This window comes from Escherichia sp. E3659 (genome assembly GCF_005781135.1).
GTDB lineage: Bacteria > Pseudomonadota > Gammaproteobacteria > Enterobacterales > Enterobacteriaceae > Escherichia.
In genome coordinates, this window is sequence record NZ_VATQ01000024.1 from 24,587 (window position 1) to 51,577 (window position 26,991).

Annotated in this window: 26 protein-coding genes; 15 read left to right on the top strand and 11 right to left on the bottom strand. The window is 47.3% G+C overall.

The genetic code is table 11. The features are described 5' to 3' along the window. Window positions 1-25: 25 nt before the first annotated feature. Window positions 26-2,314 carry an inverse autotransporter beta domain-containing protein gene (locus tag FEK47_RS16645; RefSeq protein ID WP_135488359.1) on the bottom strand — a complete coding sequence of 763 codons (2,289 nt, stop codon included), beginning with the start codon at window positions 2,312-2,314 and terminating at the stop codon, window positions 26-28. Between the two features lie 1,334 nt (window positions 2,315-3,648). Here FEK47_RS16645 and FEK47_RS16650 point away from each other — a divergent pair. Continuing rightward, the gene (locus FEK47_RS16650) at window positions 3,649-4,995 is read left to right on the top strand and encodes a hypothetical protein (protein ID WP_135488358.1); all 1,347 of its coding nucleotides are present in this window, start codon (window positions 3,649-3,651) and stop codon (window positions 4,993-4,995) included. 472 nt (window positions 4,996-5,467) lie between these two features. After that, window positions 5,468-6,001 carry a winged helix-turn-helix domain-containing protein gene (locus tag FEK47_RS16655; RefSeq protein WP_135488357.1) on the top strand — a complete coding sequence of 178 codons (534 nt, stop codon included), beginning with the start codon at window positions 5,468-5,470 and terminating at the stop codon, window positions 5,999-6,001. Between the two features lie 68 nt (window positions 6,002-6,069). Here the strand turns inward: FEK47_RS16655 and FEK47_RS16660 are convergent, their stop codons facing one another. The 8 genes from FEK47_RS16660 to fliE form a co-directional block, all read right to left on the bottom strand. Beyond that, on the bottom strand, window positions 6,070-6,486 hold the full coding sequence (locus tag FEK47_RS16660; protein ID WP_135488356.1) for a flagellar protein FlhE: 417 nt from the start codon (window positions 6,484-6,486) through the stop codon (window positions 6,070-6,072). Continuing rightward, on the bottom strand, window positions 6,486-8,582 hold the full coding sequence (gene flhA / locus FEK47_RS16665; RefSeq protein WP_138183283.1) for a flagellar biosynthesis protein FlhA: 2,097 nt from the start codon (window positions 8,580-8,582) through the stop codon (window positions 6,486-6,488). The genes FEK47_RS16660 and flhA overlap by 1 nt, the downstream gene beginning before the upstream one ends. Continuing rightward, window positions 8,575-9,723 (bottom strand): flagellar biosynthesis protein FlhB, encoded by a 1,149-nt coding sequence (gene flhB, locus FEK47_RS16670; protein WP_135488354.1) that lies wholly within the window; start codon window positions 9,721-9,723, stop codon window positions 8,575-8,577. Before flhB ends, flhA begins: the two co-directional genes overlap by 8 nt. 72 nt (window positions 9,724-9,795) lie before the next feature. Next, window positions 9,796-10,437, bottom strand: a complete 642-nt coding sequence (gene cheZ / locus FEK47_RS16675; RefSeq protein WP_130224516.1) for a protein phosphatase CheZ — start codon at window positions 10,435-10,437, stop codon at window positions 9,796-9,798. 2 nt (window positions 10,438-10,439) lie between these two features. Continuing rightward, window positions 10,440-10,829: a chemotaxis response regulator CheY gene (cheY, locus tag FEK47_RS16680; protein WP_130209609.1), complete on the bottom strand. Its 390-nt coding sequence runs from the start codon at window positions 10,827-10,829 to the stop codon at window positions 10,440-10,442. Window positions 10,830-10,867: 38 nt separating this feature from the next. Continuing rightward, complete coding sequence (locus FEK47_RS16685) at window positions 10,868-11,905, bottom strand: chemotaxis response regulator protein-glutamate methylesterase (RefSeq protein ID WP_135488353.1); 1,038 nt, start codon at window positions 11,903-11,905, stop codon at window positions 10,868-10,870. Window positions 11,906-11,908: 3 nt separating this feature from the next. After that, window positions 11,909-12,748, bottom strand: a complete 840-nt coding sequence (locus FEK47_RS16690; RefSeq protein WP_135488352.1) for a CheR family methyltransferase — start codon at window positions 12,746-12,748, stop codon at window positions 11,909-11,911. 186 nt (window positions 12,749-12,934) lie between these two features. Beyond that, entirely contained in the window at window positions 12,935-13,270 is a 336-nt protein-coding gene (gene fliE, locus FEK47_RS16695; protein ID WP_135488351.1) for a flagellar hook-basal body complex protein FliE, read from the bottom strand. A 301-nt stretch (window positions 13,271-13,571) separates the two neighbouring features. On the opposite strand from fliE, the gene fliF reads away from it, so the two are divergent. The 13 genes from fliF (at window position 13,572) to fliR (ending at window position 24,518) form a co-directional block, all read left to right on the top strand. Then, window positions 13,572-15,254, top strand: coding sequence for a flagellar basal-body MS-ring/collar protein FliF (gene fliF / locus FEK47_RS16700; protein ID WP_138183284.1), 1,683 nt, complete (start codon window positions 13,572-13,574; stop codon window positions 15,252-15,254). Beyond that, entirely contained in the window at window positions 15,251-16,237 is a 987-nt protein-coding gene (fliG, locus tag FEK47_RS16705; RefSeq protein WP_135488349.1) for a flagellar motor switch protein FliG, read from the top strand. Before fliF ends, fliG begins: the two co-directional genes overlap by 4 nt. Then, a complete protein-coding gene (locus tag FEK47_RS16710) occupies window positions 16,224-16,940 on the top strand; it encodes a flagellar assembly protein FliH (RefSeq protein ID WP_135488348.1) in 717 nt (238 codons plus the stop codon). The genes fliG and FEK47_RS16710 overlap by 14 nt, the downstream gene beginning before the upstream one ends. Continuing rightward, window positions 16,937-18,325, top strand: coding sequence for a flagellar protein export ATPase FliI (fliI, locus tag FEK47_RS16715; RefSeq protein ID WP_138183285.1), 1,389 nt, complete (start codon window positions 16,937-16,939; stop codon window positions 18,323-18,325). Before FEK47_RS16710 ends, fliI begins: the two co-directional genes overlap by 4 nt. Window positions 18,326-18,327: 2 nt before the next feature. After that, window positions 18,328-18,771 carry a flagellar export protein FliJ gene (gene fliJ, locus FEK47_RS16720; protein ID WP_138183286.1) on the top strand — a complete coding sequence of 148 codons (444 nt, stop codon included), beginning with the start codon at window positions 18,328-18,330 and terminating at the stop codon, window positions 18,769-18,771. A gap of 205 nt (window positions 18,772-18,976) precedes the next feature. Continuing rightward, window positions 18,977-19,999: a flagellar hook-length control protein FliK gene (locus FEK47_RS16725; protein WP_171020860.1), complete on the top strand. Its 1,023-nt coding sequence runs from the start codon at window positions 18,977-18,979 to the stop codon at window positions 19,997-19,999. Between the two features lie 368 nt (window positions 20,000-20,367). Beyond that, complete coding sequence (gene fliL, locus FEK47_RS16730) at window positions 20,368-20,877, top strand: flagellar basal body-associated protein FliL (RefSeq protein WP_135488344.1); 510 nt, start codon at window positions 20,368-20,370, stop codon at window positions 20,875-20,877. Between the two features lie 5 nt (window positions 20,878-20,882). Beyond that, a complete protein-coding gene (gene fliM / locus FEK47_RS16735) occupies window positions 20,883-21,899 on the top strand; it encodes a flagellar motor switch protein FliM (RefSeq protein WP_138183289.1) in 1,017 nt (338 codons plus the stop codon). Next, on the top strand, window positions 21,886-22,272 hold the full coding sequence (gene fliN, locus FEK47_RS16740; RefSeq protein WP_130209631.1) for a flagellar motor switch protein FliN: 387 nt from the start codon (window positions 21,886-21,888) through the stop codon (window positions 22,270-22,272). Before fliM ends, fliN begins: the two co-directional genes overlap by 14 nt. Continuing rightward, window positions 22,272-22,691, top strand: a complete 420-nt coding sequence (gene fliO / locus FEK47_RS16745) for a flagellar biosynthetic protein FliO (protein ID WP_135488342.1) — start codon at window positions 22,272-22,274, stop codon at window positions 22,689-22,691. Before fliN ends, fliO begins: the two co-directional genes overlap by 1 nt. 49 nt (window positions 22,692-22,740) lie before the next feature. Beyond that, a complete protein-coding gene (gene fliP, locus FEK47_RS16750; RefSeq protein WP_130224623.1) occupies window positions 22,741-23,454 on the top strand; it encodes a flagellar type III secretion system pore protein FliP in 714 nt (237 codons plus the stop codon). 12 nt (window positions 23,455-23,466) lie between these two features. Then, window positions 23,467-23,736 (top strand): flagellar biosynthesis protein FliQ, encoded by a 270-nt coding sequence (gene fliQ, locus FEK47_RS16755; protein ID WP_130224542.1) that lies wholly within the window; start codon window positions 23,467-23,469, stop codon window positions 23,734-23,736. Between the two features lie 2 nt (window positions 23,737-23,738). Further along, the gene (gene fliR / locus FEK47_RS16760) at window positions 23,739-24,518 is read left to right on the top strand and encodes a flagellar biosynthetic protein FliR (RefSeq protein WP_135488341.1); all 780 of its coding nucleotides are present in this window, start codon (window positions 23,739-23,741) and stop codon (window positions 24,516-24,518) included. Between the two features lie 33 nt (window positions 24,519-24,551). Here fliR and FEK47_RS16765 read toward each other — a convergent pair whose 3' ends face one another. Together FEK47_RS16765 and FEK47_RS16770 are read right to left on the bottom strand one after the other, a co-directional pair. Then, the gene (locus tag FEK47_RS16765; RefSeq protein WP_135488340.1) at window positions 24,552-25,217 is read right to left on the bottom strand and encodes a hypothetical protein; all 666 of its coding nucleotides are present in this window, start codon (window positions 25,215-25,217) and stop codon (window positions 24,552-24,554) included. Window positions 25,218-25,655: 438 nt separating this feature from the next. Further along, complete coding sequence (locus tag FEK47_RS16770) at window positions 25,656-26,924, bottom strand: FliC/FljB family flagellin (protein WP_138183290.1); 1,269 nt, start codon at window positions 26,922-26,924, stop codon at window positions 25,656-25,658. Window positions 26,925-26,991: the final 67 nt, after the last annotated feature.

Below are 26,991 nucleotides of genomic sequence, written 5' to 3' on the forward strand. Positions count from 1 at the left end.
AACGACTTTCTGATTCAGGAGTAAGTCATTTGCTAATTTGTACCCGTACTTTTCGTTTTTGATCTGCGGCGGAAGGAATATATGTCATCGTCGTGGCACCAGATATATCGACATAATGATTACTACCTACCTGATCCTCTCTCTGCCATTGGTAAGTCAACGAGTTGCAGTCCGTACTACAAGGCATTGTTATTGACAGCGTATTTCCCACTACAGGCGCACCAGTAACCGTTGCGACAGGAGCCGCTATAAGGTTAAAGATAAGGCGTTTGCCTGTATCCTTGCCATTAATGTTGACCCCAACAGGTAACTTCGGGTTTTCCAAAAGACCACTAAATGTTGTGGTGTAATGTCCAGGGCTGCTTTCCTGAACGGTATCGAAGGAATATTTCGATGTATCTACAGTACTGTCAGCAATAAAGAATGTTATGCGTTCTTTTTCGTTGCTAATTGGCTGGCCCTTGCTGTCTTGCAAGGTAAGGGTCAGAGTCGACTTGTCAGTGCCTCCGACAGAAAACGTTGTCTTATCAGCAGTAAGCGTACTTTGCTCAAGTGCGGCTGATGTATCCGTAAAAATGATGTCAGCGGAGGCCAGCGTTGTATCTTCCAGACTCGCAGTAATAGTAAATTTTCCTGCGCTTTCACCGGCAGTTACCGTTGTTGTGTAAATGCCATTACCAGACTCTGTGAGTTTTCCCAGTTGCGGCAAAACCGGAGCCTGAGGCTTTAATGTGGCGGTTCCTTTCGCCAAAGTCATACTGTCTACCAGCGAGTTGATTGGTGTAAATGCACCATTGAGGACTATCTGATCTACTTTACCGCTTATCGGTTTTTTCTCATCATCAAGTAGAGTAATTGTCAACGTGGTTTGTGTTTTTGTATCTGCCAGCAGATGCGAAACGGCGATGCTAAGGTTGGAATATTTCTTACTTATTATCGGTGGTGTCAGAACCACCTGCATTTCGGTGGGTTGCGATGCATTACCACGGGTATCATGTGCAATCGCAGAGATTCCCCAGGCATTGATTTCGTCATCTTTCCATTCCGGCAACACCATCTGCCAGTGGATTCCCTGACCGACCAACTTACCGCCAGCGGCTAAAAATGAGGCGTCATCCCATTCAACATCTTGCAAACCATGTTTCGCCTTCACCTCAAGTAATAATGGAATGACCTGTTTTGATTTTCCTGTTACTCGTTCAGGGATATGTAATTTGATAACGTTCTGTTTCCGATACTCAAGAACGATGTCGTTATTACGATTAACAAGATCATAGCGACTGCCATTCAGAGTACGGATGCCTTCTACCGCATCGGTATTTAATTGCTGGCGAAGCGGGGTGCCAATGCGCCAGTTCACATCCGCTTTTAGCTGAGTGTCATGTTTCCCACTCTCGCCAGTGCGATGCTCCGCGCTTAATGTCAGCAACGGAAATGGTGTGAAATTCACGCCGACAGTCAGAGCTCGGGGGTTTTTCTGCCGGTTTTCTTTGCCAAACAGCGCGACTTCCCGACCGAAATACTGCTCATACGTTAGCCTGGTACCCAGTTGCGGGAGAGCGGGAAGATATCCTTCCAGACGTAAATCCCAACCATTGGCAGGCCGCTCTTCATAATCTTCAACATCCGGGGATGCTTTCCATCCGGTTAGCCCGATGTAGCCATTGGCAGAAAATTTAACAAAATTACGCCAGTATTCGGCGCCAATCCCCGCCCGGGCATGATCACCAGATAAATCGTAATCGATAAAGGTATTGAGGCCATACATCGTTTGCTGGTTGAAGTGGCGATAACCAATGCCCTGATTCACAATACCGCGTCCGTCCACACGGTGGACGCCGCTTTGAGAAAACAGCAGATTGTTAGGTACGTCGTACCACGGATGAAGCAATATAAAAGAAGAGTCTTTTAGCAATAAGTTATCGTCGGCGTTGATTTCTATTTGTGCTGTTCCGTAATGTTGCAGCCATTCAGCGGCGCTTTGATTTGCCTTACCCAGTACAAAGCCTTTGGCCATCGCTTTTGCCATGTCGCTATTGGTATGGCCAGAAAGCAAATCTCCAGTCTGAGAAGCGAAAGCGGCTAACTGAGTTAGTTCAGCATTTTCTTGTTGTTTTTCATCACTATTTTCAGCGTCTGAATCCACTCGAGAACTGTCTCGTTGTGTCTCGTAAGGCGTGCTTTTTTGATCTGCGAGCGAAGCGATATCGTCTCCGGCTATCGCCGGAAACATGACCTGGCAAATCGAGGTGAGCACGACCGTTAGACTTTTAATAACAAAACTGGGGTTTATAATTTTGTTGGTGTTGTACATATTCTCGAGGTCAGTCGTTTTAAGTTAATAAATGATTTTGGTTTGGGGATTAGGGATAATAGAATAGATATATTTATTATTTTATAGGCGAAACTCATTAAGTTAAATCCTGAATAAATGCTATGAATAGAAGGTTATTCTTGCATTGATGTAACTTTTTGTTAAAGGGACGTTAGTTCTGTAATTAGTACAGTGGTGTATTTTGGGTGTTGTATAACTTAAGGATTCATCCGGGAGTTATAAATCAGTATGCGCGTGCAGATTCAGTTGAAGGAGGAGATAATATGATGTGTTATTTTTTTTAGAGAGAAGAAAAATAATGCTCGCAAGGGTTTTTTATAACGATGACCAAAAAGCGAATATTCTCTGATAACAGAATGTTTGGTTAAAATCCTATTAAATCACCTGCTATATCACCATTTATCCTGTGCGACAGGGAAAGCTAACCTATGGATTAACGCCAACACGTTTTGGATATGTCAGCACTTTCTGGCTTATCTAAATCTTCTTTGGGCCGATATTTTATTAAACAACCTATGTAATCTGTGAGGTGATGCTATGAACGATCATGAAGCACTAGAGAATATGATGAAAGAGATTCAGCAAATCGTCTCGTTTCATGCCGGAGCCGAAACGAGAGTCCAGACCAGAGTGACTATCAGGAGCAACGACGATAAGCACATTTTAATAAATATAGATGAAATTTCAGACATAGACATTCACTTTAAAAGACCTGCTATGAAATAGAGCTACATCACATTTTGTTCGTCAAAATGTCTGGTTTGCATATCATACGCTTTCTCGCGATGGAACAGACATAATTGCGATAATGCTTCATGTGGTACATTTTTAGCTTTTATGTCTGAAGTTAATATATTTGTAGGTTGTGTTTTATGTTTTCTTCTGGCAATCAATCCAGGAATGCTGATATATCCTTTTTATAATGAGTTGTTTTATCAACATAATTTTCATTGGCTTGATAAATATCCTGGTTGTTAGATTTGTTATTATCTCCTTTTTATTCTTCAACTTCTATTGTTTCTGTCGTAAAACGAATGGTTTCTTACGCCAGGGCAATTAAACGAATTTGCTGTTATTGATAATCCCTAAACAGGGAGTAGCATTTCTTTATGTGCTCATATCGCAGAATTAGCTTTATTCTCACCTGTTGTACAATACGATAACTTATTTTGTGCCTGACCTGGCTTTGTAAAGTATCAAGAGAAGTTAAGTAATCACCTGGGATTATCCGAAACTACTCTGCTACAAGAGATGTGGACAGTAATGTTCATACACCTTTTCTACGTTGATGTAGCGCAATGAAAAGATTATCGATGATTATTAATACACGGCAAATATTGGCACTGTCGGTGCTTGCCGCGGTTGCCCTGACAACCTCAATATCCGTTTATGCGGCAACAGTACAAGCGCAAACACTGGCGATTATTACTGGACATAAACCCGTGTCTACACCTGTGCTTACCTTGGGGGATACATTAACGTTGGATCCCAAATTCAGCGATCCCGATGGGGATACTGAAGATAATTCACCGTCAGGAACGACGTATCAGTGGCAGGTGGAAACGACCCCCGGGCAGTGGGAGGATATTCCAGGACAGACTACGACTCAATACACACCTTTTTCAACAAATAAAGGCCACGTACTACGCGCGCAAGTCATAGCGCGGACAGACAGTAATAATACCATTCCCTTTGAGGGCGATGAGGTTGCCTCCGCGTCTGTTGATACCTACAGCGTAATCAGCAGTACAAAGTCATCATTGCCAGATTGTGTTGGGCTGGCCGATACAGATATTAAATGCAGCGTGACGTTGATCAATAGCCTCGGCGAACCTGTCAGTGGTGCGATTATTGATATTCAGCCGGGATATTCTGCAAAAACAGTGCCGGGGACCACAGACAGTAGCGGTCAAACGACCGTTATTGTACACCCGGATAAAGTCGTTGATGCTGCGGAGGATAAAGACGCAGAATCTGTGATAACCGTGAATAATGTTGAGGTCTTACCCAGGATAAAAGTCAAGGTTACACCGATAGTCGACCTGTACGATAAAGTGAATAATACAGCAAGAGACTGGAGCGGGCTTATTGCACATGGTGCTTATTTGCCGATTAACAGTACCGTGGGTTTCGCAAGCGCAAATGGGAAAAAACTGGATAGTCATCGCTGGAAAGTTGAAGGAGTAACTCCCGTAGGCGAACAAAAAATCATATTAGATGCAACAAATACGGAAATTCAGGTTACTAATAAACCCGGTGTCGGTATGGAAGGTTTAATGAAATTTACTGATACCATGACGGGTATTGTACAAACGTCTCAATCATTTCATTTTGTGAGTTATATTAAATTTTCTAATGTAAATGTATCACCCTATGGCGGTATTGAAAATGTCTGTAAATCTTCAGCAGCAGCAATAGCAGCAGGTTCTCACGACGGCCTGGCAAGAAATGCTTTTTTAAATTGGGATTATAATGGGTTACATGAAGGGGCCCTTTGGGCAGGGATTTTCTATGAGGTTAATACGCTCGATGGTGCTTATGGTTACCCAACTGGTTCCGGTAAGTATTCATTTGTTAATAAAATTAACGGAAAATATGCAGAATCCACATTTATACGAACAGCTAGTGTGCCTTCGCCAACTGATGTTTTATGTCGTTAATATTAATCGTTCTATTTTGAGTGGCCGCTTATGCGGTCATTTCTTTCAATAAGTTTGTCAGTATAAAATCAACATTCCGGTTAATACTAAACCGTAACCGTGTTACAGTCTCTTCTTTTTCCTCTCATGTATTTCATCATTTGCTGTAGCGAGGCCAGACTGCAGACTGCCGTATCTCTTTGAATCCATAATTCACATCTTAAATTGCAATATCCTGCTACATGAAAAACAAATAATCGTTTTAAAACAATCAATTACATCTTAATCTGGCGATTTAAAATAATATCACATCAAAATTGGATAATTCTGTCATAAAGTTTAGTGATGCAAGTGAGGTGTGACAACGTTCACTAACCGGAACACAAAGAATTATCGATCACTATTTCAGCCCGGTTGTGAAAGCGTAGAACAGTGCTAACAGTGGGGATGATGTCCCTACCATAATGATTCACATAAGGGAGCTATGGTGAATATGATTAATACACAAGAACGTCATACCACTTTTCAGTTTGGTGATTTCTCTTTTACAGATGATGGTTTTTTGTGTTGCGGAGCGGAGGAAGTCTATCTGCCGCCTAAAGAAGCTGGCGTGCTTAAGGTTTTATTAGCGAATGCAAAACGTGTAGTCAGTAAACATAAAATTATTAATGATGTCTGGTCTTCTGCGGTGAGTGACGAGTCCCTGACCAGAAGCATTTATCGTATTCGTAATGCTCTTGGTCAGAACAAAGAAAATATCTTTATTGAAACCGTTTACGGCAAAGGATACAGATTCGTCATAGACGTTAACGCTACAGTATCTGATACCACTAAAAATAGCGAATATTATGCATCCTGCCGCGCTGTACAGTTAATGGAAGAAAAACGCACGTTAGCCGGTTATGAATTTGCGGCGTCAGACGCTGTCTATTACGCAGCGTCGAAAACAAAACGCAACTGCAACCAATGTGATTTTCTGAAAGAGTTAATCTCTGCGCTTAATAATGATTTTCCGCTGAGAGGATAATGTGGCTATGCATACCCATCGATGTGTTTGACGGTGGATTATTGCCACGAAAATTTACATCCCCGCCCTCATGATTGTGAGCCGTAGCCAATTGTTAATTGGTTTTTCACCACCGTCATGGCTGGTATTAACTGCCCTTTATAGCGCACGTTGTAAATAAAGTGAAAAACGCCTCCCGCCGATAAATGGCGGGCAGGTGCTAAATGACCGGCGAGAGCAGGCAGAGGTTGACACCAGGTCGTACTGCATAAATTTATCTCCAGTCCCTGCGGCGCTGGAGTGAGTAGGTTTATTTTCCACGTAATATATTTCACGGGCGCGTTATGCGGTACGGTAATGGGGGCGTGAAGAACACGCCCAACCAGTAATTCTTCCCCAGTCGTCAGCGTGCCGCCGCTGCTCTGTTGGCTCCAGCTTCCTGCGGAAGCCAGGCACAATGATGAATGGAGCGTCAGCAACAGAAGTGCTGTCTTAATGGCTTTCATTATTTTTGTCCGCCGATACAGGTCGACATATGTAAAATTCGGTCGTGTGCAATCTCCTGCGTGGACAGCACCACCAACTGCGAGTAAATCCGGCGCAGAAAACGGGAAAGCATGGTTCTGAGCGGCGGCGCGACAAGCAGTACCGGCGGAATATTACGCGCGTTTTGCTCAAGGATTGCCTGTTCTGTCTGGCGGATCAGGTTGTCGGCAATACCCGGTTCAATAATGCTGTTATTCTGGATTGCCTGCAGGAGAATCTTCTCAAGGTTGCTGTCGAGGCCAATCACGTCGATATCTTTATTATTACGGAACCAATGTTGGGTAATTGCCCGACCGAGGCGGCTACGGATTTGAGCGGTTAAATCATCAGGATCGGTGATTGTCGGCGCAAATTCAGCCATCGTATCGATAATAGTGCGCATATCACGGATAGAAACTTGTTCCACCAGGAGATTTTGCAGCACTTTATGGAACAGCGTTAAAGAGATTACGCCTGGGATCAAGCCATCTACCAGTCGTGGCATATCTTTTTCAAGGCGATCGAGCAGCAGTTGGGCTTCATTGCGGCCAAACAGTTCGCCAGTGTGCTGGGTAATCAGATGGTTCAGATGCGTTGCCACCACGGAGGCCGGGTCAACCACGGTATAACCCTGCACCTGAGCTTGCTCACGCTGCACTTCATCAATCCACCATGCCGGGAAACCAAATGCCGGATCTTTACACGGCGTACCGTCCAGCTCTCCTTCGGCGCAGCCAGGGTTAATCGCCATCCAGCGTTCAGGATGAATCGTGCCATGACCAATTTCCACGCCTTTCAGCAGGATCCGGTAACTGCCTGGTTCGAGACTCAGGTTGTCACAGATGTGCACCGACGGCGGGAGAAAACCCATTTCATGCGCAAAGTTTTTACGCAGGCCACGGATACGCGTCAGTAGCTGACCGTTTTGATCGCTATCAACCAGCGGAATTAAACGGTAGCCCACTTCCAGCCCCAGTACGTCTTCAATCTGTACGTCTGCCCAGGAGGCTTCGGCTGTAGCGTGAGCGGCTTCAGCGTGGATTTCGTCACGCGTTTTATCTTCTTTGCTGGCCGACTGGTTATTCTCCTGACGACCGCGTAACCACCAGGCTAACCCCAGCAGTGCAGTGGTAAAGAGCAGAAATACCAGATTAGGCATACCCGGGATCAACCCAAGCAGACCGATTACGCCAGCCGCCAGCAGCATCACCTGAGGATTGTGGAACAACTGCCCCACCATTTGCTCCCCGACATCCTGTTCGGTCGCTACGCGCGTCACAATAACACCGGCAGCGGTGGAGATTATCAGGGCAGGGATCTGGGAAACCAGACCGTCGCCGATGGTTAACAGGGTATACGTTTCACCGGCTTGTCCGATCGCCATGCCGTGTTGCAGAACACCGATAGCGAGGCCGCCGATGATGTTAATGGCCATAATCATCAGGCCCGCGATGGCATCGCCGCGCACGAACTTACTGGCACCGTCCATTGAGCCGTAAAAGTCGGATTCCTGGGTCACTTCGTTACGACGGCGCTTGGCTTCGGCTTCACCGATCAGACCGGCGTTAAGGTCGGCGTCAATGGCCATCTGCTTACCAGGCATCCCGTCGAGAACGAAGCGAGCGCCCACTTCGGCAATACGTCCGGCACCTTTGGTAATAACCATAAAGTTAATGATGATCAGAATCGCAAACACCACGATGCCGATAGCAAAGTTACCGCCTACCAGAAAATGACCAAACGCTTCCACGACGCGACCCGCCGCCGCAGCGCCGGTGTGGCCTTCCATCAGGATAATACGCGTCGAGGCAATGTTCAGCGCCAGTCGAAGCAGGGTGGCAAACAGGAGGACCGTCGGGAATGCCGAGAACTCCAGCGTGTTTTTGGTGAACATGGATACGAGCAGGATCATCAATGAAAGGACGATATTGAACGTAAACAGGGTGTCCAGAAGAAACGCCGGGAGCGGCAGGACCATCATGGCGAGGATCATCATGATCAGCACCGGGCCGGCCAGTATTCGCCACTGGGTATCTTTCAACTGTGGTAAACGTAATTTAGTGGCGATATCAGACATCGGTATTCATCTCGTAGTTAAAATCCAGTTTTTCCGGTACAGGAAGGTTCCGGGGGGGGACGGGTTTGGTTTCGCCGGTGTGGCGCCAGCGACGCAGGCTGTAGACCCACGCGAGCACTTCTGCCACCGCGCTATAAAGTTCTGTCGGGATCGGTCTGCCAATCTCGCTGTGTCGGTAAAGCGCACGCGCCAGCGGTGGCGCTTCCAGCATCGGGATCTTATGTTCTTTCCCCAGCTCTCTGATGCGCAGCGCGACTTCCCCTGCGCCTTTGGCCAGCACGATGGGTGCGCTCATACTGTTTTCTTTGTATGACAGGGCGACGGAGTAGTGCGTTGGGTTATTGACAATCACATCAGCTTCAGGCACATCGGACATCATGCGGTTTCTGGCGATAGCGCGCTGCATCTGCTTGATTCTGTTCTTGATGTGCGGATCGCCTTCCTGCTGCTTAAATTCATCGCGTATTTCTTGGCGGGTCATACGCAGCTTTTTCAGGTTGCTGAAGATCTGGTTAAAAATGTCATAGCCAACCATCGGGATAATGCACAGTAGTACCATCATCAGGCAGTGCAGAATCAGGTCCATCGCGCGGCCAATCGCTTCAGGCAGTGGAGCACTCACTAACTGGATGAAATGCTCTTTATTATTAATAAGATACAAAGTGCAGCCTGTTCCTACTAAAGTAACTTTCAGACATCCTTTTAATAATTCAGCGACCATTTGTCCTGAAACCATCCGTTTCATTCCTGAAAGTGGATTTAAGCGTTTTAAATCTACTTTCAGGCCACCGCCCAGGTGAAGCCCACCAATCAGTAATGGCGCGGCAATCCCCACGACAAACAGCCCAAGCAGAAAGGGCATCAATGCCTGAATCATCATTACCAGCATGTCGTAAAGCTGGTGAATCATACTTAACGGGTCCTCAATTTGATTTCTGTTGAGGGTTAACCCGGAATGCAATAACTGTAATAACGTGCGGGCAAGGTTTTCTCCGCTACCCGTCATCAGCGACCAGCCTGCTAGCAGGATCAGCAGAGAGGTGAGTTCTCTGGAACGAGGAATCTGCCCTTTTTTCCGAGCTTCTTCTTTTCGGTGAGCTGTGGGTTCTTCTGTTTTTTCCTGATCGCTTTCTTCTGACATACGCCTGCCTGGATTTATTTCCTCTGATAGCCATTAAAGCCCTGGTTATCAGAGGAAATGACATTACATAGATTAAAAGCCGAGACTCTGGAGAAGGTCATCAACCTGGCCCTGGGATGTCATCACACCTGCCTGGGTGTTATCGATTTGCGGACCATTGATTAATGAATTAGCGACTTCTTTCGTCGGTACAGTCTCTTCAGGAATGTTCTCTACGAGAACCCGGATCAACTCTTTTTCAACAACTTCAATAATGGTCATCATGCGCTGGATAACCTGACCGGTCAGATCCTGAAAGTCCTGCGCCATCATGATTTCCATGAGTTGATTATTAGTTTTGCCCGCCAGACTGGTCGCCTGTTTCAGGTAATGTCGGGTATCCTTTACCAACTCACGCGCTTCAGGCAGTTCAACAGGCGCATCAAACCAGGCATCCCAGCGTTGCGTTAACTGCTCAGCTTCGCTGGTGATATAGTCCTGCATTGGTCTTGTTTCTTCTACACAGCTCAGAACACGCTCCGCAGCCTGCGATGTTTTCTTTGCCACATAATTCAGGCGTTCGCGGGCATCAGGGATCGCTTCAGCCGCATCCATGATGGTTCGCTCAAGGCCAAGACTGACCAGACTATCCCTTAGCATCCGTGTGATATTACCAATACGGGTAAAGACGTCTGGATCGTGATTCTTTGGTGGCAGTTGCGCAGACGCGGTCATGATTATCCCCCGAGCTTCTCAAAGATTTTGTTCAGCTTTTCTTCAAGAGTGGCTGCGGTAAAAGGTTTAACCACATAACCGCTGGCGCCGGCCTGCGCTGCCGCGATAATGTTTTCTTTCTTCGCTTCTGCGGTAACCATCAGCACAGGCAGCGCTTTAAGCGCGCTATCCTGGCGAATTTCATTCAATAGCTGCAAACCGTCCATGTTCGGCATGTTCCAGTCACTAATGACAAAATCGAATGGTTCTTTTTTCAGACGTGTCAGTGCGTCATGACCATCTTCCGCTTCGTCAACATTGTTGAAGCCGAGATCTTTAAGGAGATTGCGGACAATGCGACGCATGGTGGCAAAGTCATCAACAACGAGGAAACGTAAATTCTTATCTGTCATGGTATATCCTGAAATGTTTCTAAGTACGAAACAGGCTGTTAAATACGGCGAGACTGCCCGGTTATGTTATTGAGAATTTGTTGGCTCATTTCATCCAGGTCGGCGACTTCTGTTACTGCCTCTAATGCCAGTGCTTCACGGGGCATACCGAATACCACACATGAGCGTTCGCTCTGGGCGAGGGTTCGGGCGCCTGCGTTACGCATCGCCAGCAGGCCTTTCGCACCATCGTTACCCATCCCGGTCAGGATCACCCCGACGGCATTTCGTCCTGCGACGCGGGCAACGGATTCAAACAGCGTATCTACTGACGGACGATGGCGGTTAACAGGCGGTGTGTCGCTAAGTTTGATATGGTAGTTAGCCCCGCTACGTACCAACTCCATATGTCTGCCACCTGGTGCAATATAAGCATGACCCGGCAGCACGCGGTCATCATGCTCTGCTTCCTTTACTGACAGCAGACAGGACTTATCCAGACGTTGGGCAAAAGAACGGGTAAAACCTGGCGGCATATGTTGTGCAATGACGATCCCCGGACATGTCGGAGGCATTGGCAACAGGACATGGCTTAATGCTTCCGTACCACCGGTCGATGCGCCAATGGCAATAATTTTTTCACTGCCAATAAGCGGTGCGCGAATTACTGGGGGAACCGTTCTTTTCTGGAAACTCCGCACGCTCGCCGCGATACGAATTTTGTCAGCGATCATATCGCTGTATTTTTCCATACCTTCCTGAAGGCCTTGCTGAGGTTTAGTAATAAAATCTACCGCTCCCAGTTCCAGCGCGGCGAGGGTGATATCTGATCCTTTGCTGGTCAGTGATGAAAGCATTAATACCGGCATTGGACGCAGACGCATTAAGCGCTCAAGAAAATCCAGACCATCCATGCGTGGCATTTCAACATCCAGCGTCAGCACATCCGGGTTATGTTGTTTAATCAAATCACGGGCCATGATGGGGTCATGCGCCGTGGCGACCATTTCCATATCCGGTTGTTGATTAACAATTCGCGTCATGATGTTGCGGATTAACGCCGAATCGTCCACGCACAACACTTTTATCTTTTTCATTTGTTACTCCTTTGCCAGGCAGTAAACAGATTGCCCGCGCAGGCGGAAATGACTATTTGTGGTATTAAAATGTTCTGAATGGCCAGCAAACAGTATTCCACCTGGTTTCAGTATTTCTGCAAAACGGCGCATAAGAATATTCTGTGTATTCCTGTCAAAATAAATCATTACGTTGCGACAAAAAATAGCATCAAAAGGTGCAGGAATATCCCACTGCGGATCCACGAGATTAAGCTGTTGGTAATGAATCGAAGACAACAGCTCTCTTTTTACTTTTACTTTATCCCCGTGATTTCCGGTTCCCCGTAAAAACCAGTCTTTTTTCTGTTTTTCATTCAGACTAGCTAAATCGGATAATTGATAAATTCCTTTTTTGGCATGACGCAGAACATCGGTATCAATATCGGTTGCCAGTATACGAGGCCCCGTAATACTACGACCCAACGTTTCTTCCAGCGTCATTGCAATTGACAGCGGCTCTTCGCCGGTGGATGCCGCAGCGCACCAGACGTTATACATACCGCGTCGACTCCGCGCATGTTCTGCAAGAATAGGGAAATGGTACGCTTCACGAAAAAAAGAGGTCAGGTTAGTGGTCAGCGAGTTGACAAATGCCTGCCATTCCGGCGCCTCTGAACTGCTTTCAAGCAGCGCCATATACTCGCTGAAACTGTTCATCCCTAGCTGAGTGATTCGGCGGGATAAACGATTATAAACCATATCTTTCTTTTGGCCATTCAGGACAATACCTGCCCTACGGTAAATTAACTCGCTGACGCGTGTTAAATCCTTATCCGTGAGAGTGTTCAGACCTTGCGCGGGGAATTCAGTGTGATTAGCCATATTGCGGAATTTTATTTCTCAGTGTTTCCGCCTTTAGCGGGGAATTGAAAGTTATTTTCAACATGCGCTCAGGATTTCAATGCATATCACCCGATCATAAACACCGCCAGGCGGTGATCAGGTGATACGGGAAAACAGAAAATAACAATCAGGATTAACGGAGTGACTAAACCGAAAAATCGACAATCAGACACCCATATTCATGATGTCCTGATACGCGCTAACCATTTTATTGCGTACCTGAACACCAAGGTTAAGTGCTACAGATGACTTCTGCATCGAAACCATAACATCATTTAAGCCAACCCCCGGCACGCCTGCCAGATAGTCTTCAGAGCCTTGTTTGGCCTGATTCTGGAGCTGGCTGATATTATTGAGGCTGTTAAATAACACATCAGAAAATTGTGTTTTATTTTCTGTGTCATTTGTTCCTGTCGGAGCAAACTGATTCTGCATTGCAGAAACCTGGCCTGCCTGACGCTGAATCTGATTTACTACCCCATTGATTGTATTTAGGGACATATCGTTATTTCACCTTACTGACGCTTAACAACAGATAGTTGATACTAATGTCTTATCAGTTCTGTTTAATTTAGGCGTACTTTATCATGGCGGAAGTTCAGCAGCATTGTGGGAAAAGTCAGCACAAACCTGTTCTTATTGCAGATTAGGTTTAGGGCAGTTTCAGGCGATAATTCTTATCTGGCAAATTTTCTGAAATGAAAAATTGTCGCGAATAATACTCATCACCAGTTTGTTCATCTGCATCTGCAATATGACACCTGCGTTGAAGTCGTACCATTTAACTTTACAGGAATATGGCATGAATGCCACAACCCAGGGTAATAAAAAAAATAGTCCCTTTGATTTTAAGGCACTACTGGAACGAATTCGGGCAAATCCCAGAATTATTTTTATGATCGCAGCGGCGGCGGCAATTTCAATTGTTGTCGCCTTGCTATTCTGGATGCAAGGGCCAGTTTATCGCGTTCTCTACAGTAATATTAGCGAACAGGACGGCGGAGCGATTGTTACTCAGCTTAGCCAGATGCAGGTTCCTTATCGCTTTGCCGATCATAACGGCGCCATCATGATCCCGGAAGACCAGGTTTATGAGGTCCGACTTAAACTCGCGCAGCAGGGGTTGCCGAAAGGTGGCTCTGTAGGATTTGAACTGCTCGACCAGGAAAAATTTGGTATTAGCCAGTTTAACGAGCAGGTTAATTTCCAGCGTGCGCTTGAAGGAGAACTGGCTCGCACTATTGAGACGTTAGGTCCAGTACAGAGCGCCCGTATCCACCTGGCAATACCGAAACCGTCACTGTTTGTCCGCGAACAAAAAGCGCCTACCGCCTCAGTGACCCTGACTTTACAAAATGGCAGAACACTAGATGATGGCCAGGTTAACGCCATCAGTTACATGATAGCCAGCGCGGTTTCTGGCCTTGATGCCGCTCATGTCACCATTGTGGATCAGTCTGGCCATTTGCTTTCCGGCAGTGACACTCACAATACCCAGACAACACAGCTTAAATATATCCGCGAAGTTGAAGATGACTATCAAAACCGTATTCAGGCCATTCTGACGCCCGTTGTCGGTAGCGCCAACGTTCGCACACAAGTTACGGCACAAGTTGATTTCACCCAGAATGAGCAAACTGTTGAGGAATATGCTCCCAACACGTCGCCAGACAAGATGTCCATCCGCAGTCGCCACGTTGTTCATGATGAGCAAGGCGGGAAAAGCAGCGTTGGCGGCGTACCTGGCGCGTTAAGTAATCTACCGCCTACGGCAGCCAGCGCTCCGGTTACCACCTCAACGCCAGCGCGCAGCGCTAAAGATAGCGCAGCCCGCCCGGTTTCTCAGACGACAACTCAAAAGCTACAGCCCTACAGTCAGAACCATGACGACATTACCAATTACGAGCTGGATAGAACGCTAAAACATATCACCCGTAACACAGGTAATGTGGAACGTTTGTCGGTCGCGGTTGTTATTAATTATCTGCCAGGAAAGGCCGGAGAACCGGCGGCTCTGACGCCAGCGCAGATGAAGCAAATTAACGATCTGGTTAAAGAGGCAATGGGCTATACCGCTTCCCGTGGGGATTCGGTAAATGTGGTTAACACGCCATTTAGCCAGGCAGATAAAGACATCGCTCTTCCACTGTGGCAACAGCAGGATGTTATTCAGTTAGTTCTTTCCGTACTGCGTTATCTTTTAGTCGCTCTGGTTGCCTGGGTGCTGTGGCGTAAAGCCGTATGGCCATTCTGGGTGAAACATCAGGAAATGCTGCTCCAGCGACTCGAAATGGAAAAAGAAGCACGTCAGGCTGAAGCAACGGCGCAGCGACAGAAAAAAGAACACTGCGAACGTGCCAAAGCGCAACAGCGCATGGATACAGAACTGACTACTCAGCAACTGCGTGAAATGGCCGATGAGGCACCGCAGATTATTGCACTGGTGATCCGCCAGTGGATGAATAAGGAGCAGAAACCATCATGAATGCCGCCATGCGAAGCGCCATTGTTATGCTAACGCTCGGCGATGACCGGGCAGCCGATGTCTTCCGCCATCTCAGTCCTCAGGAGGTGGCACAGATAAGCAGTGCCATTGTCAGCATTAATACTTATACCCATGAGCAGATTGCTCAGGTGTTGAGCGAATTTAAACGCGACTCCGAAGAGTACGCATCTATTAGCATCAATACGGATGAATATTTACGCAATGTGCTGGTTAAAGCATTGGGAGAATCCCAGGCTGAAGCATTATTAGATAATCTGCTGGATGCCCGTGGTGAAAACAACGGTATTGAAACGTTGGGGCTGATGGAACCGTATATGGTTTATGACCTGATTCGGGAAGAGCATCCGCAGATTATTGCGACGATTCTGGTGCATCTGAAACGTGCTCAGGCAGCAAATGTGCTGGCGAAATTTGAAGAACGCGAACGTAACGACATTATGTTGCGTATTGCCACCTTTAACGGCGTCCAGCCGGTGGCACTGCAAGAACTGACGGATGTACTGAACAATCTGCTCCACGGTCAGTCACTGAAGCGCAACAATATGGGCGGTGTTCGTCCGGCGGCTGAAATTCTCAACCTGATGAAAACTCAGCAGGAAGAAGCGGCGCTTACTGCATTCCGCGAATTTGATCCTGAACTGGCGCAAAAAATCATTGATGAGATGTTCCTGTTCGAAAATCTGGTGGATATGGACGACCGCAGCATCCAGCGCCTGTTGCAGGATGTCGATGGCGAGTCTCTGTTGGTTGCGTTGAAAGGATCCGATCAAGTACTGCGTGAGAAATTCTTCAGCAACATGTCCAAACGTCAGGCCGAAATTATGCGTGATGATCTCAATTCACGTGGTCCGGTACGTATGACCCAGGTCGAAGCAGAACAGAAATCCATTCTGTTGGTGGTACGTCGTCTGGTGGAAGCCGGAGAGATGGTGATTGGGGGAGGTGAGGATGTCTACGTCTGAGACAACCTGGAAACCCTGGCGGCCTGATGATCTGCTCGGGCAGGGCAGTTCTTCATGGCCAAATCTGGAGTCTGAAAACCACGCAGATGTAGATCCCATGTCTGACCCGGACCGGCAGGCCGAGCTTGCCCGTGTTCGCCAACAGGAAGGGCAAAAAGGCTTTACGCAGGGGCTGGTAAAAGGCGAGGAAGAGGGGCGTCGTCGCGGCTATGAAGAAGGATTACAGCAGGGAAAAACGGAAGGCATTAACCAGGGATTAGTGGAGGTTCATGCTCAACAGGCTTTGTTAACTTCGCAGTTTTCCCGCGTTATGGAAAGTTTTCAGATCTCGGTTGAAAACATGGACAGCGTCATCCCTGCCCGCCTGGTGCAACTGGCGCTGATGGCGGTGCGAACTCTGCTAGGCGAGCAGGGCGTTACGGATAAAATGCATACCGGACTGATGAATCACATTCGCACGCTACTCAATGAAGACCGCTTACTGAAAGGTAAATTTCGCCTGACCATTAGCGCGGAAGAACCAGAAGAGGTTCGCCAACAGCTTGAGACGTTGCTCTCATCCTATGACTGGGAATTGTGTGCTGATCCCCATCTTCTCCCCGGTGGTTGTCGGATCAGTACGGAAGAAGGGGAACTGGACGCATCGCTGGAAACCCGCTGGCAGTCGTTGTGTCAACTGGTTCGCAACAGGGAAGGTGTATGACTTCGCATCTCAAAAACTGGCTGGGTGCTCTGGAACAGCAAGAAACGCGGATGACGACGTTACCCGCTTTTCGTCAGTACGGCAGGCTGATCCGCGCGACTGGACTGGTGATGGAAGCCACCGGACTAAAATTACCCATCGGAACGCTGTGCATTGTTGAACGTGACGGCCCGGAGGGTATTCGTTGTGTAGAAAGTGAGGTTGTTGGTTTCAGTGGACAAACGCTGTATCTGATGCCGCTGGAACATGTGGACGGCATCTTGCCTGGCGCCAGGGTCTGGGCGCCGGATAGCGGTGATAAGTTAACGCAAGGCAAGCAGCTTCCTGTTGGGCCTGGATTATTGGGGCGTGTGCTGGATGCCAGCGCTCGACCACTGGATGGCCTTCCTCCTCCCAGTAATAGTGATCGGGCAACATTATTTACCGCTCCGTTTAACCCGTTACAACGCGACCCCATTCGCAATGTGCTTGATGTCGGCGTTCGGGCGATCAATGGATTACTGACCGTGGGGCGAGGTCAGCGCATGGGGCTGTTTGCAGGTTCCGGGGTTGGCAAAAGTGTCCTGTTAGGCATGATGGCGCGCTATACCACCGCAGATGTGGTGGTTGTGGGACTCATCGGCGAGCGAGGCCGTGAAGTTAAAGATTTTATTGAAAATATCCTCGGACAGGATGGCTTACAGCGGTCGGTGGTTATTGCTGCGCCTGCCGATGTATCGCCGGTACTGCGTATGCAGGGGGCGGTATATGCAACCCGTATTGCGGAAGATTTCCGTGACCGTGGATTAAATGTGTTGCTGATCATGGATTCGCTGACGCGTTATGCGATGGCACAACGTGAGATAGCATTAGCCATTGGCGAACCGCCAGCAACCAAAGGCTATCCGCCTTCTGTTTTCGCCCGTTTACCGGCCCTGGTGGAGAGAGCCGGGAATGGTATCCGTGGCGGTGGATCAATCACTGCATTCTATACCGTATTGACGGAAGGCGACGATCAGCAGGACCCGATTGCGGACTCCGCTCGCGCCATTCTCGACGGACATATTGTTCTGTCACGCCGACTGGCGGAGTCAGGCCACTATCCGGCCATTGATATTGAAGCTTCTATCAGCCGTGTGATGACGGAAATTACGCAACCAGCGCAATTTCAAAAGGTACAGCGTTTTAAACAACTTCTGTCCTCGTGGCAGCGGAACCGGGATTTGGTCAGCGTAGGGGCGTATGCCAGAGGCAGCGATCCTTTACTGGATCAGGCGATCACCTTATATCCAGAAATGGAGCGCTATCTGCAACAGGGCATCCATGAACGCCAGGAATATGATGTTTCATGTCGCCAGCTCGATGCGTTATTCCCGGAGAATAGAGGCCCTGAAGCAGGTGAATAATCATGGCAACATCAGCACCAATGGATGTTTTGCGGGATCTGGCCGAAAAGAAACTCAATGACACTACGGTGCGACTGGGGCGTGCGCGCCAGTCGCATGAGAATGAAATCTCCCGTTTACAACAATTACAGACATATGAATCTGAATATCGCCGACAACTGCAAAACACCATTGCCGATAAGGGTATGTCAGTGTCTACGCTCCAGTCATGGCAAAGTTTTATTGGTGCGCTGGAAAAGGTCGTTTTGCAGCAGGTACATCAGGTGAATAACAGCCAACAGATTGTCGATGCCTCGCTCAACGACTGGCAAAAAGATCGTCAGCGGTTAAACGCATTTGAAACATTAAAAAGCCGGGCCGAAGCTCAGCGTCTATTGAAAGAAAACCGACAGGAACAAAAAATGATGGATGAATTTGCCCGCCGCGCCAGCCAGAGGGGAAAATAAAATGCAGGTAATTTCTTTACCTATGAATACTGGCCATTTGGGGCATGGACCCTCTGCACCCCAGAATGATACAGATGCGCCATCATTTGCAGACGAACTCGGCAGTAAATTGCCTCCTGATTCCAGTACGAAGCTTCATCTTCCGCCGGGAGGAACGGTAAATCTGTTACCGACTGAAGAAGAAAAAGGAAAGGAATCCTCTGATGTGGAACAGCCAGGTATAGTGGATGGTTTGTTTTACATGCTCCCGGCGCAAAGTGCTCCATTACCGGGGGCGGGGATAAATCAGGAAATGACACAATCACCGTTTTTTGAGGGCGCGGGACTGGTTTCTGCCGTGAAAAACCCGGTGGTGTCGCCAGAAAATGTGGCATCCCAAACAGAAAAAGCGGATTCAGGCGTGAGTGTGGCTGACACTGAACTTTTACCGACTCCGAATGGGGATGAGTTACAAACTGGCACTTTCGATAGTCGCTCTCAAAAGCTGAACAAAGTCGTTGCATATTCTGCGTTGGCGGGGAAAGTAGGCAAGCCGATTGCGCATCTACCTTCATCGCTCCCGCAAAATCAGGGCTCCTTGCATCTCGAGTCGGCAACAAATACCGATAAGGCACTGCCTCAGTCATCAGAACAGTTGGCAACGTCTCTTGATTCAGCAATAGCAGATAAATCGGCGGCACAGATGCCTGTACAGCATCAGGATAGCCATATGGCTGATGCTCTACATATCCCAACCATTGGGGATATGAGTATTCAAATCCGTGAGCCCGTGGGTGTATCCCCATCTGCGCAACCCTCGGTATTGACCGCGTCTGTGGGGACTACGGAATGGCAGCAGAATTTGAGTCAGCAGTTGGCCTGCTTTACTCGTGAAGGGATTCATCATGCGGAACTGAGATTGCACCCTGAAGATCTTGGTAGTCTGCACATTAGCCTGCGGATAAATAACGATCAGGTGCAGCTTCATTTTGCCGCAGCCGACCACCAGGTTCGCAATGCGCTTGAAACGGCGATGCCGCATTTGCGAAACTCCCTTGCAGAATCAGGGATCTCTCTTGGGCAAACCAATGTTGCTGCGGACTCCAGACCTTCGTGGGAGAACGGTTCGCAAAATCAGGCAGCAGAACAGGATATGCAATCCGATGATGGTGCGGAAAGCGTACCGGATGAACCAGGCGTAATTCTGCATACGCTCAGTCGTTCCGGCGGAATAAATACTTTTGTCTGATACTTTAATTTTGTTATTTATCTGAAAGCCCGGTTTCCGGGCTTTGTTGTTTTATTCTGGTGGTATTTCTGCCGGGTTTAAACATGCTTCTTTGCTGGCTGTTGATAGCGATCCTGGTCTTTAATTTCATTAAATTTCAAATAGTTATAAATCTCACTCAGATGGTGTGTTTTTTATCATTTATGCAACATTGATTTTTATTAAGGATGCAGGCAAACGTTTACAATGTTGTCTGAAGTCAAATCTATCTATCAATTTAATGCCAGCAGCGACATTTTTTTGCCGGATTATTAATACCTGGTTATGTAATAGAATACAGTTCCTGTCCCGGGTGTAACGGGGTACAAATTACTGAGTATATTTTTGTGATGTCAAAAAAAAACCTGGATACCACTCAGAGTGGCAAAAAAAGCAAGAGTCGCATAGTGCTGACCGTCCTGGCATTTGTTTTTGCCAGCGCATGTTTTGGTTATACCTGGACAGAACTGGAGAGTTTAAAGAACAATGTTAAAAAAGGCACAATAGAGCAGGAAATTGAAGAAATAGAGGAAACGTTTGAAGTACCTATTTATACACCTTTGGATACGTTTACTGTCAGCCTGAAGCCTGGTGTCGATGGAACAGAACATGTTCTGTATGTTGGATTGACGCTGCGTCTGAAAGATCCTCGCTCCCAGGAATTGTTAAAACGTTACCTGCCAGAAATTCGTAGCCGCCTTGTTATGCTATTTTCACAGCAGACGATGGATGAGTTGAGCACACGCGAAGGTAAACAGCAACTGGTTCATGAAATTGAACAAGAACTGGCAAATCCACTATCCGGGAAACAGACGGTTAAAGTTACCGATGTTTTATTTAACATCTTTATTTTACGGTAATCGCTATGTCTGACAATATTTTGTCACAGGATGAGGTGGATAGTCTTCTGAATGGCGATGGTAACGGCGCATCTGAAAACACTCTATCTGCCATGGCTCCTGAGGATGATATACGTCCTTACGATCCAGTGACACAACGACGCGTTGTTCATGAACGACTCAGCACGCTGGAATTCATTAATGAACGTTTTGCACGTCAGTTTCGTGTCGGAGCGTTCAACGTGTTGCACCGCAGTCTGGACGTCACTACCGGTAATATTCGGGTGCAGCCTTATCATGAATTTGCGCGTAACTTACCTGTGATGACCAATCTTAATTTGATTCATCTGTCACCTTTGCGCGGGACGGCGCTGTTCGTCTTTTCTCCCAATATGGTGTTTATGTTGGTGGAAAATTTATTTGGCGGTGACGGACGTTTTAAAACAAAAGCGGATGGGCGGGAGTTTACCCCCACTGAACAACGTATTATTCAGCGTATTTTGTCAATTGCTCTGGAGTCTTATGACTTTGCCTGGAGTACGGTTTATGGCCTTAAAACAGAATATATTCGCTCAGAAATGCAGGTGAAATTCACCAATATTACGTCGTCACCGAATGATATTGTGATTACTACACCGTTTTATATCGAACTGGGTTCCGAGTGTGTCCAGATGGATATCTGCATCCCGTTCAACGTTATTGAGCCAATACGTTCTTTGCTTACCAGTCCACCACAGGAAAACGCCTGGCAGGAAGATCAAAACTGGCGTAATACGCTGGCTTCACAGGTCAGAAATACGGAACTGGAACTGGTGGTGAATTTATCCGACGTACAGATGCGACTGTCACAAATTATGAGCCTCAAGCAACACGATATTTTACCGTTAGATAAACCTGAAATCGCTGAAGCTTATGTTGATGGCGTGCGGGTACTGTCCGGGAAATATGGCAGCGCAAGCAATCAGTACGCCTTGCAGGTAGAAGAACTTTTTAATACAGCATTAGCACCTTTTTCTAAGGAGAGCTCGCATGAGCAAGAATGAACAGGCGGGCACTACCTCTACTCCCGCAGATACGGCCTGGGCAGACGCACTGGAAGAACAGCGCGAATCCGCAGGAACGACGGGCGTGATGGACGGGGCGAAAGCTATTGCCTCTGACCTGAATCTGGTTATGGATATTCCGGTCAGAATGACGGTAGAACTTGGCAGAACCCGTATGACCATCAAGGAACTTCTGGCACTGAGCCAGGGGTCTGTGGTTGCGCTGGAAGGTCTGGCGGGTGAACCTCTGGATATTTTGATTAATGGTTATCTTATTGCACAGGGAGAAGTGGTTGTGGTGTCGGATAAATTCGGTATTCGTATTACCGATATTATTACGCCATCTGAACGTATTTATCGCCTGAGCAGATAATGATCAATAGTACCCATACAGTTTTACCCACCGCTTCAACAACCAGCATGTCGTCGGTATGGATGCATACCGGCGGTATCCTCTGCCTGATAATATTCGGGTTACTTCTTTTACTCTGGTATTTACGTCGTTCTGGCGGTATCTCAGGGAAAAAAAATGGCCGCAATGCGCTGTTAAATATTAAATTCAGCCAGTCTCTGGGGCCGCGTGAACGCCTGGTTCTTGTGGAAGTGGGAAATCAATGGTTACTGCTTGGCGTGACGGCAGAAAATATCTCCTGTCTGAGCGCCATCGACAAAAAAACAGTCGAAGAAAATTTTGCGGCTGTTGATCAACCGCAGTCCCGTAGCTCGCTGGTTGACTGTTTTCAGACAGTGCTGGCAAACAGTCTGCGAGGGCGTTATGGCAATCAGCAATAAAATAAAACCGTCATGGCGGGTAATGTCGATTATCTGTGGCCTGTTGGTCATGGTGTTTGGCATCGGGTTTCCTGTACATAGCGCATTCGCTGCTAATAGCGACATTCTGTTAACTCGCCCTGCAGGTGGGGAAGGCTGGTCTTTACCGGTACAGACGCTGGTCCTGCTGACGTCGCTAACCTTTCTGCCCGCTATTTTGCTGATGATGACCGGTTTTACGCGCATCATCATTGTACTGGGATTGCTGCGTAACGCGTTGGGAACGTCATCAACACCACCAAACCAGGTGCTGTTAGGTCTGGCGCTGTTCCTCACTTTTTATGTTATGTCGCCCGTGTTTAATAAAATCTATGACGACGCGTGGATGCCTTTAAGTCAGGATAAAATCACCGCTCAGGTCGCCATCGATAAAGGCATTCAGCCGCTGCGGGAATTTATGCTGCAACAAACGCGTCAGGATGATCTGGCTTTGTATACCCGCATCGCTCATCAGCAAAACTTCGCCGGACCGGAAGATGTGCCGCTAAGTCTGCTGGTTCCGGCGTTTGTCACCAGTGAATTGAAAACAGGTTTCCAGATTGGCTTTACCATCTTTATTCCGTTTTTGATTATCGACCTTGTGGTCGCCAGTGTGTTGATGGCGCTGGGGATGATGATGGTGCCGCCTGCGACAATCTCATTACCTTTTAAATTGATGTTGTTTGTTCTGGTCGACGGCTGGCAGTTGCTGATTGGTTCACTGGCTCAAAGTTTTTTTAGCTGACGAGGAGAAGAGATGACAGAAGAACAAGTTATGGCGATGGGATTCCAGGCCATTAAAGTCGGTCTGATGATTGCTGCCCCGTTATTACTGGCGTCGTTGGTTGCCGGGTTGGTTATCAGTATTCTCCAGGCGTCCACGCAAATAAACGAGATGACATTATCGTTTATTCCCAAAATATTGCTGCTCGTGGTGGTCATTATTGCCCTTGGCCCCTGGATGTTAAGCGTCATGCTTGATTATATGCACGGGCTATTTAACAGCCTGCCTTATCTGATTCGTTAGTTATGCTCACACTCTCTCTGGCTGATCTTTACCTGCATATCGGTCAGTATTTCTTCCCGTTTTTGCGTATCCTGGCTCTTTTTACGTCAGCGCCGATCTTTAATGACAAATCGATCAATAAAAAGGTCAAAATTGCGCTGTCGGCACTCATAGCCTTTCAGATAGCCCCCATATTACCTGAGAGCAATATTCGTATTGTTTCGTATGAGGGATTTCTGACAGGGGCGGGGCAGCTCATTATTGGCCTTATCACCGGCTTAATCATTCAGTTGATTTTTGTGGCTGTCCGCCACGCGGGCGAACTTATTGGCCTGCAGATGGGACTTTCATTTGCCACCTTCTATGACCGTGCCGGTGGGCAGAATATGCCCGTTATTGCCCGCTTTCTTAATTTACTGGCTACGCTGATCTTTTTAATCGCCAACGGACATCTTTACCTTCTGGAGATTATCGCCCGAAGCTTTGATATTTTGCCCGTTGCGGCCTCGTTACCCAATGCGTCTGCTTATCTGGCTTTTGTAAAACTGGCGGGGCTTATTTTTAGTAGCGGCTTGATACTGGCGTTACCTATTGTGGCGTTACTGCTCTGCATTAACCTGACACTTGGCATTATTAACCGTCTGACGCCGCAACTTTCAGTTTTTGTGATCGGTTTTCCTATTTCACTCAGCGTTGGCTTACTGGCGTTATCGCTGATGATGTACTCTTTTGGTCCGCTTTTTGAAAGCCTGATGGCTACCATCTTTGATAATCTTCTACAAATTATGACTGCGATGAGATAGCCCAGCCTCACAGCCGTTGTGAACCCGGAAGCCTCAGTATTTTTGTCTTAAAATTTTGTCGTTTTCTGTGCGGATCTCCCCGCTGATATACAGTTCGCAAAATTGCCTGTATGAACTCAGACCTAATTTTTTTAGCGCGCCGCGTCTGATCTGATACAGCGTCGGTTCCGGTATTTTCATGCAGCGGGACATTTCGCTTATTGATTCCCCGGCAAGGGGAAGCACCAGACAAATCCATTCTTTCAGGGAAAAACCATAACGTTCGTCCCGGTAGCGATTAATCGTATGCATCGGACGGAATGTTTTACCCCGTAGCCAGGTCTGGAAGTTACGCTGAAAAAGACCGGAGCGCAGGTTATGAGAGTTAAAAAAAGTCACCTTACCGGCAAACTTGCGCGAGATGTAATACGTCAGATAGGAGTTATAGCGGCTGACCAGCACGCCAACGCGTTTACGGCTATTAATCTGGATAAGAAAGTCGACGGCGTCTTTGAAGATACGCAGCGATTCGGTCCCTGACATATCAAGCACTAGCATAATGGTCAGCGTATCATCCATACCGATAGTGACTTGATCAATTCGATGAATAAACGACAAGTTAATGTTGTTGTCGGAGAAAAGATGCTTCATCCCAAATGTGAAATACTCACACAGGGCCATGACAAATACAGGTGGTGTAGAATGAGTACAGATTTCCATTAGTGCGCGGTCCTCGCGTATATTCCTGATTACCTGACTGGTGTTGTTCATCAGTAGTAAAGGTACTGTTGGGATCTAACATCCTTAGTGGCCAGTATAATACACTATATTAAGGAAATCCTGATTGAGAAACTTCGATATGAAATATATTCAGAGTTTAATACTAAGACGTAATAATTATTCGTAATAGAGATAAGCTGGCGGCAATGTCGATGTGTTCGATCCTGCATTTTTTTCAAAATGGCCAGGTGTAATCATTTTTATTATTACTTACGATAAATATTCTTATCAAGAAAATGACTATTCCGAGTATTAATGCGTTTTATTTCCAGTCGTTAAGATGATGGCGGGTACTTAATGATAAAAAACCAGCCCAGGAGGAAGATCCGGGCTGGTCGGGGGGCACGCTGGCAGAATCATTCTGCCAGGGGGGGCCTATTAACGCAGAAGCTGCAGAACGTTCTGCGGAACCTGGTTAGCCTGTGCCAGCACAGAAGTACCCGCAGATTGCAGGATGTTCGCACGGCTCATTTCAGACACTTCAGATGCGAAGTCAGCGTCCAGAATGCGAGAACGAGACTCGGACAGGTTGTTAACGGTGTTGTTCAGGTTGCTGATAACAGAATCGAAACGGTTCTGTACGGCACCGAGGCCAGAACGCAGTTTGTCAACCTGAGACAGCGCAGCATCGATAGCTTTCAGCGGATCGGTGGTATTGGCTGCGCTTACGCCGGTATCGGTTACTGTAGCCTTGTATGTTGGCAGTACAGCTTTGTCAATGGTGACATCAGCCTTAGTTAAACCACCTTTACCGTCATCAAGATAGTAGTTACCTTTACCATCGTCTTTCAGGGTAGAGCCGGCCGGTACGCCTACCGGCGCAACCAGCTGAGTTGCTTCCTGACCTTGTATTGTTTTTACATTATCTGCTTGTGCAGCAACGGTGTCCTTGGTCGCACTGTTGAAGGTAAAACCACCTTTACCGTCATCAGTGGCTTCAAAGTAGTCAGTCCCATTTGTTACGTATATTTTCCCGTTATCACCTTTAACAATATCAGTTGCTGTAACTGTACCACCGTTACCATCCGTAGCTTTTGCCACATCATACTTATAGCCTTCGTCAACGGTTATTTTGCCGTTGGCATCTTCGGAGTTATGAAGAGTCGCAACGTCTGGACCGGCAACGTTGAAATTAGTCATATTGAGAGTGTTGGCATCCATCTGGGTCAGATCGATGTCGATAGTTTCTTTATCGTTAGAACCTACCTGAATAGACAGAGACTGATCCTGGCTGAGAACTTTAACGCCGTTAAATTCAGTCTGATCGGAGATACGGTTGATTTCAGACAGACGGGCATCGATTTCGTCCTGGATGGACTGACGGTCAGACTCGGAGTTAGTGCCGTTCTGTGCCTGAACAGTCAGGCGACGGATATTCTGCAGGTTATCGTTAACTTCGTTCAGCGCACCTTCAGTGGTCTGAGCGATGGAGATACCGTCGTTAGCGTTGCGGGAAGCCTGAGTCAGACCAGAGATGCTGGCGGTGAAACGGTTGCTGATAGCCTGACCAGCAGCATCGTCTTTTGCGCTGTTAATACGCAGACCAGAAGACAGGCGTTGGATCGCAGTGCCGAGAGTGGACTGAGATTTGTTCAGGTTGTTCTGTGCAACCAGGCTCAGCGCGTTGGTATTAATGACCTGTGACATGATATATCCTCAATGAAAACCTGGCGGTGCGATCCGCCCGGAATAGAATTTAAACTGAATATGCGTT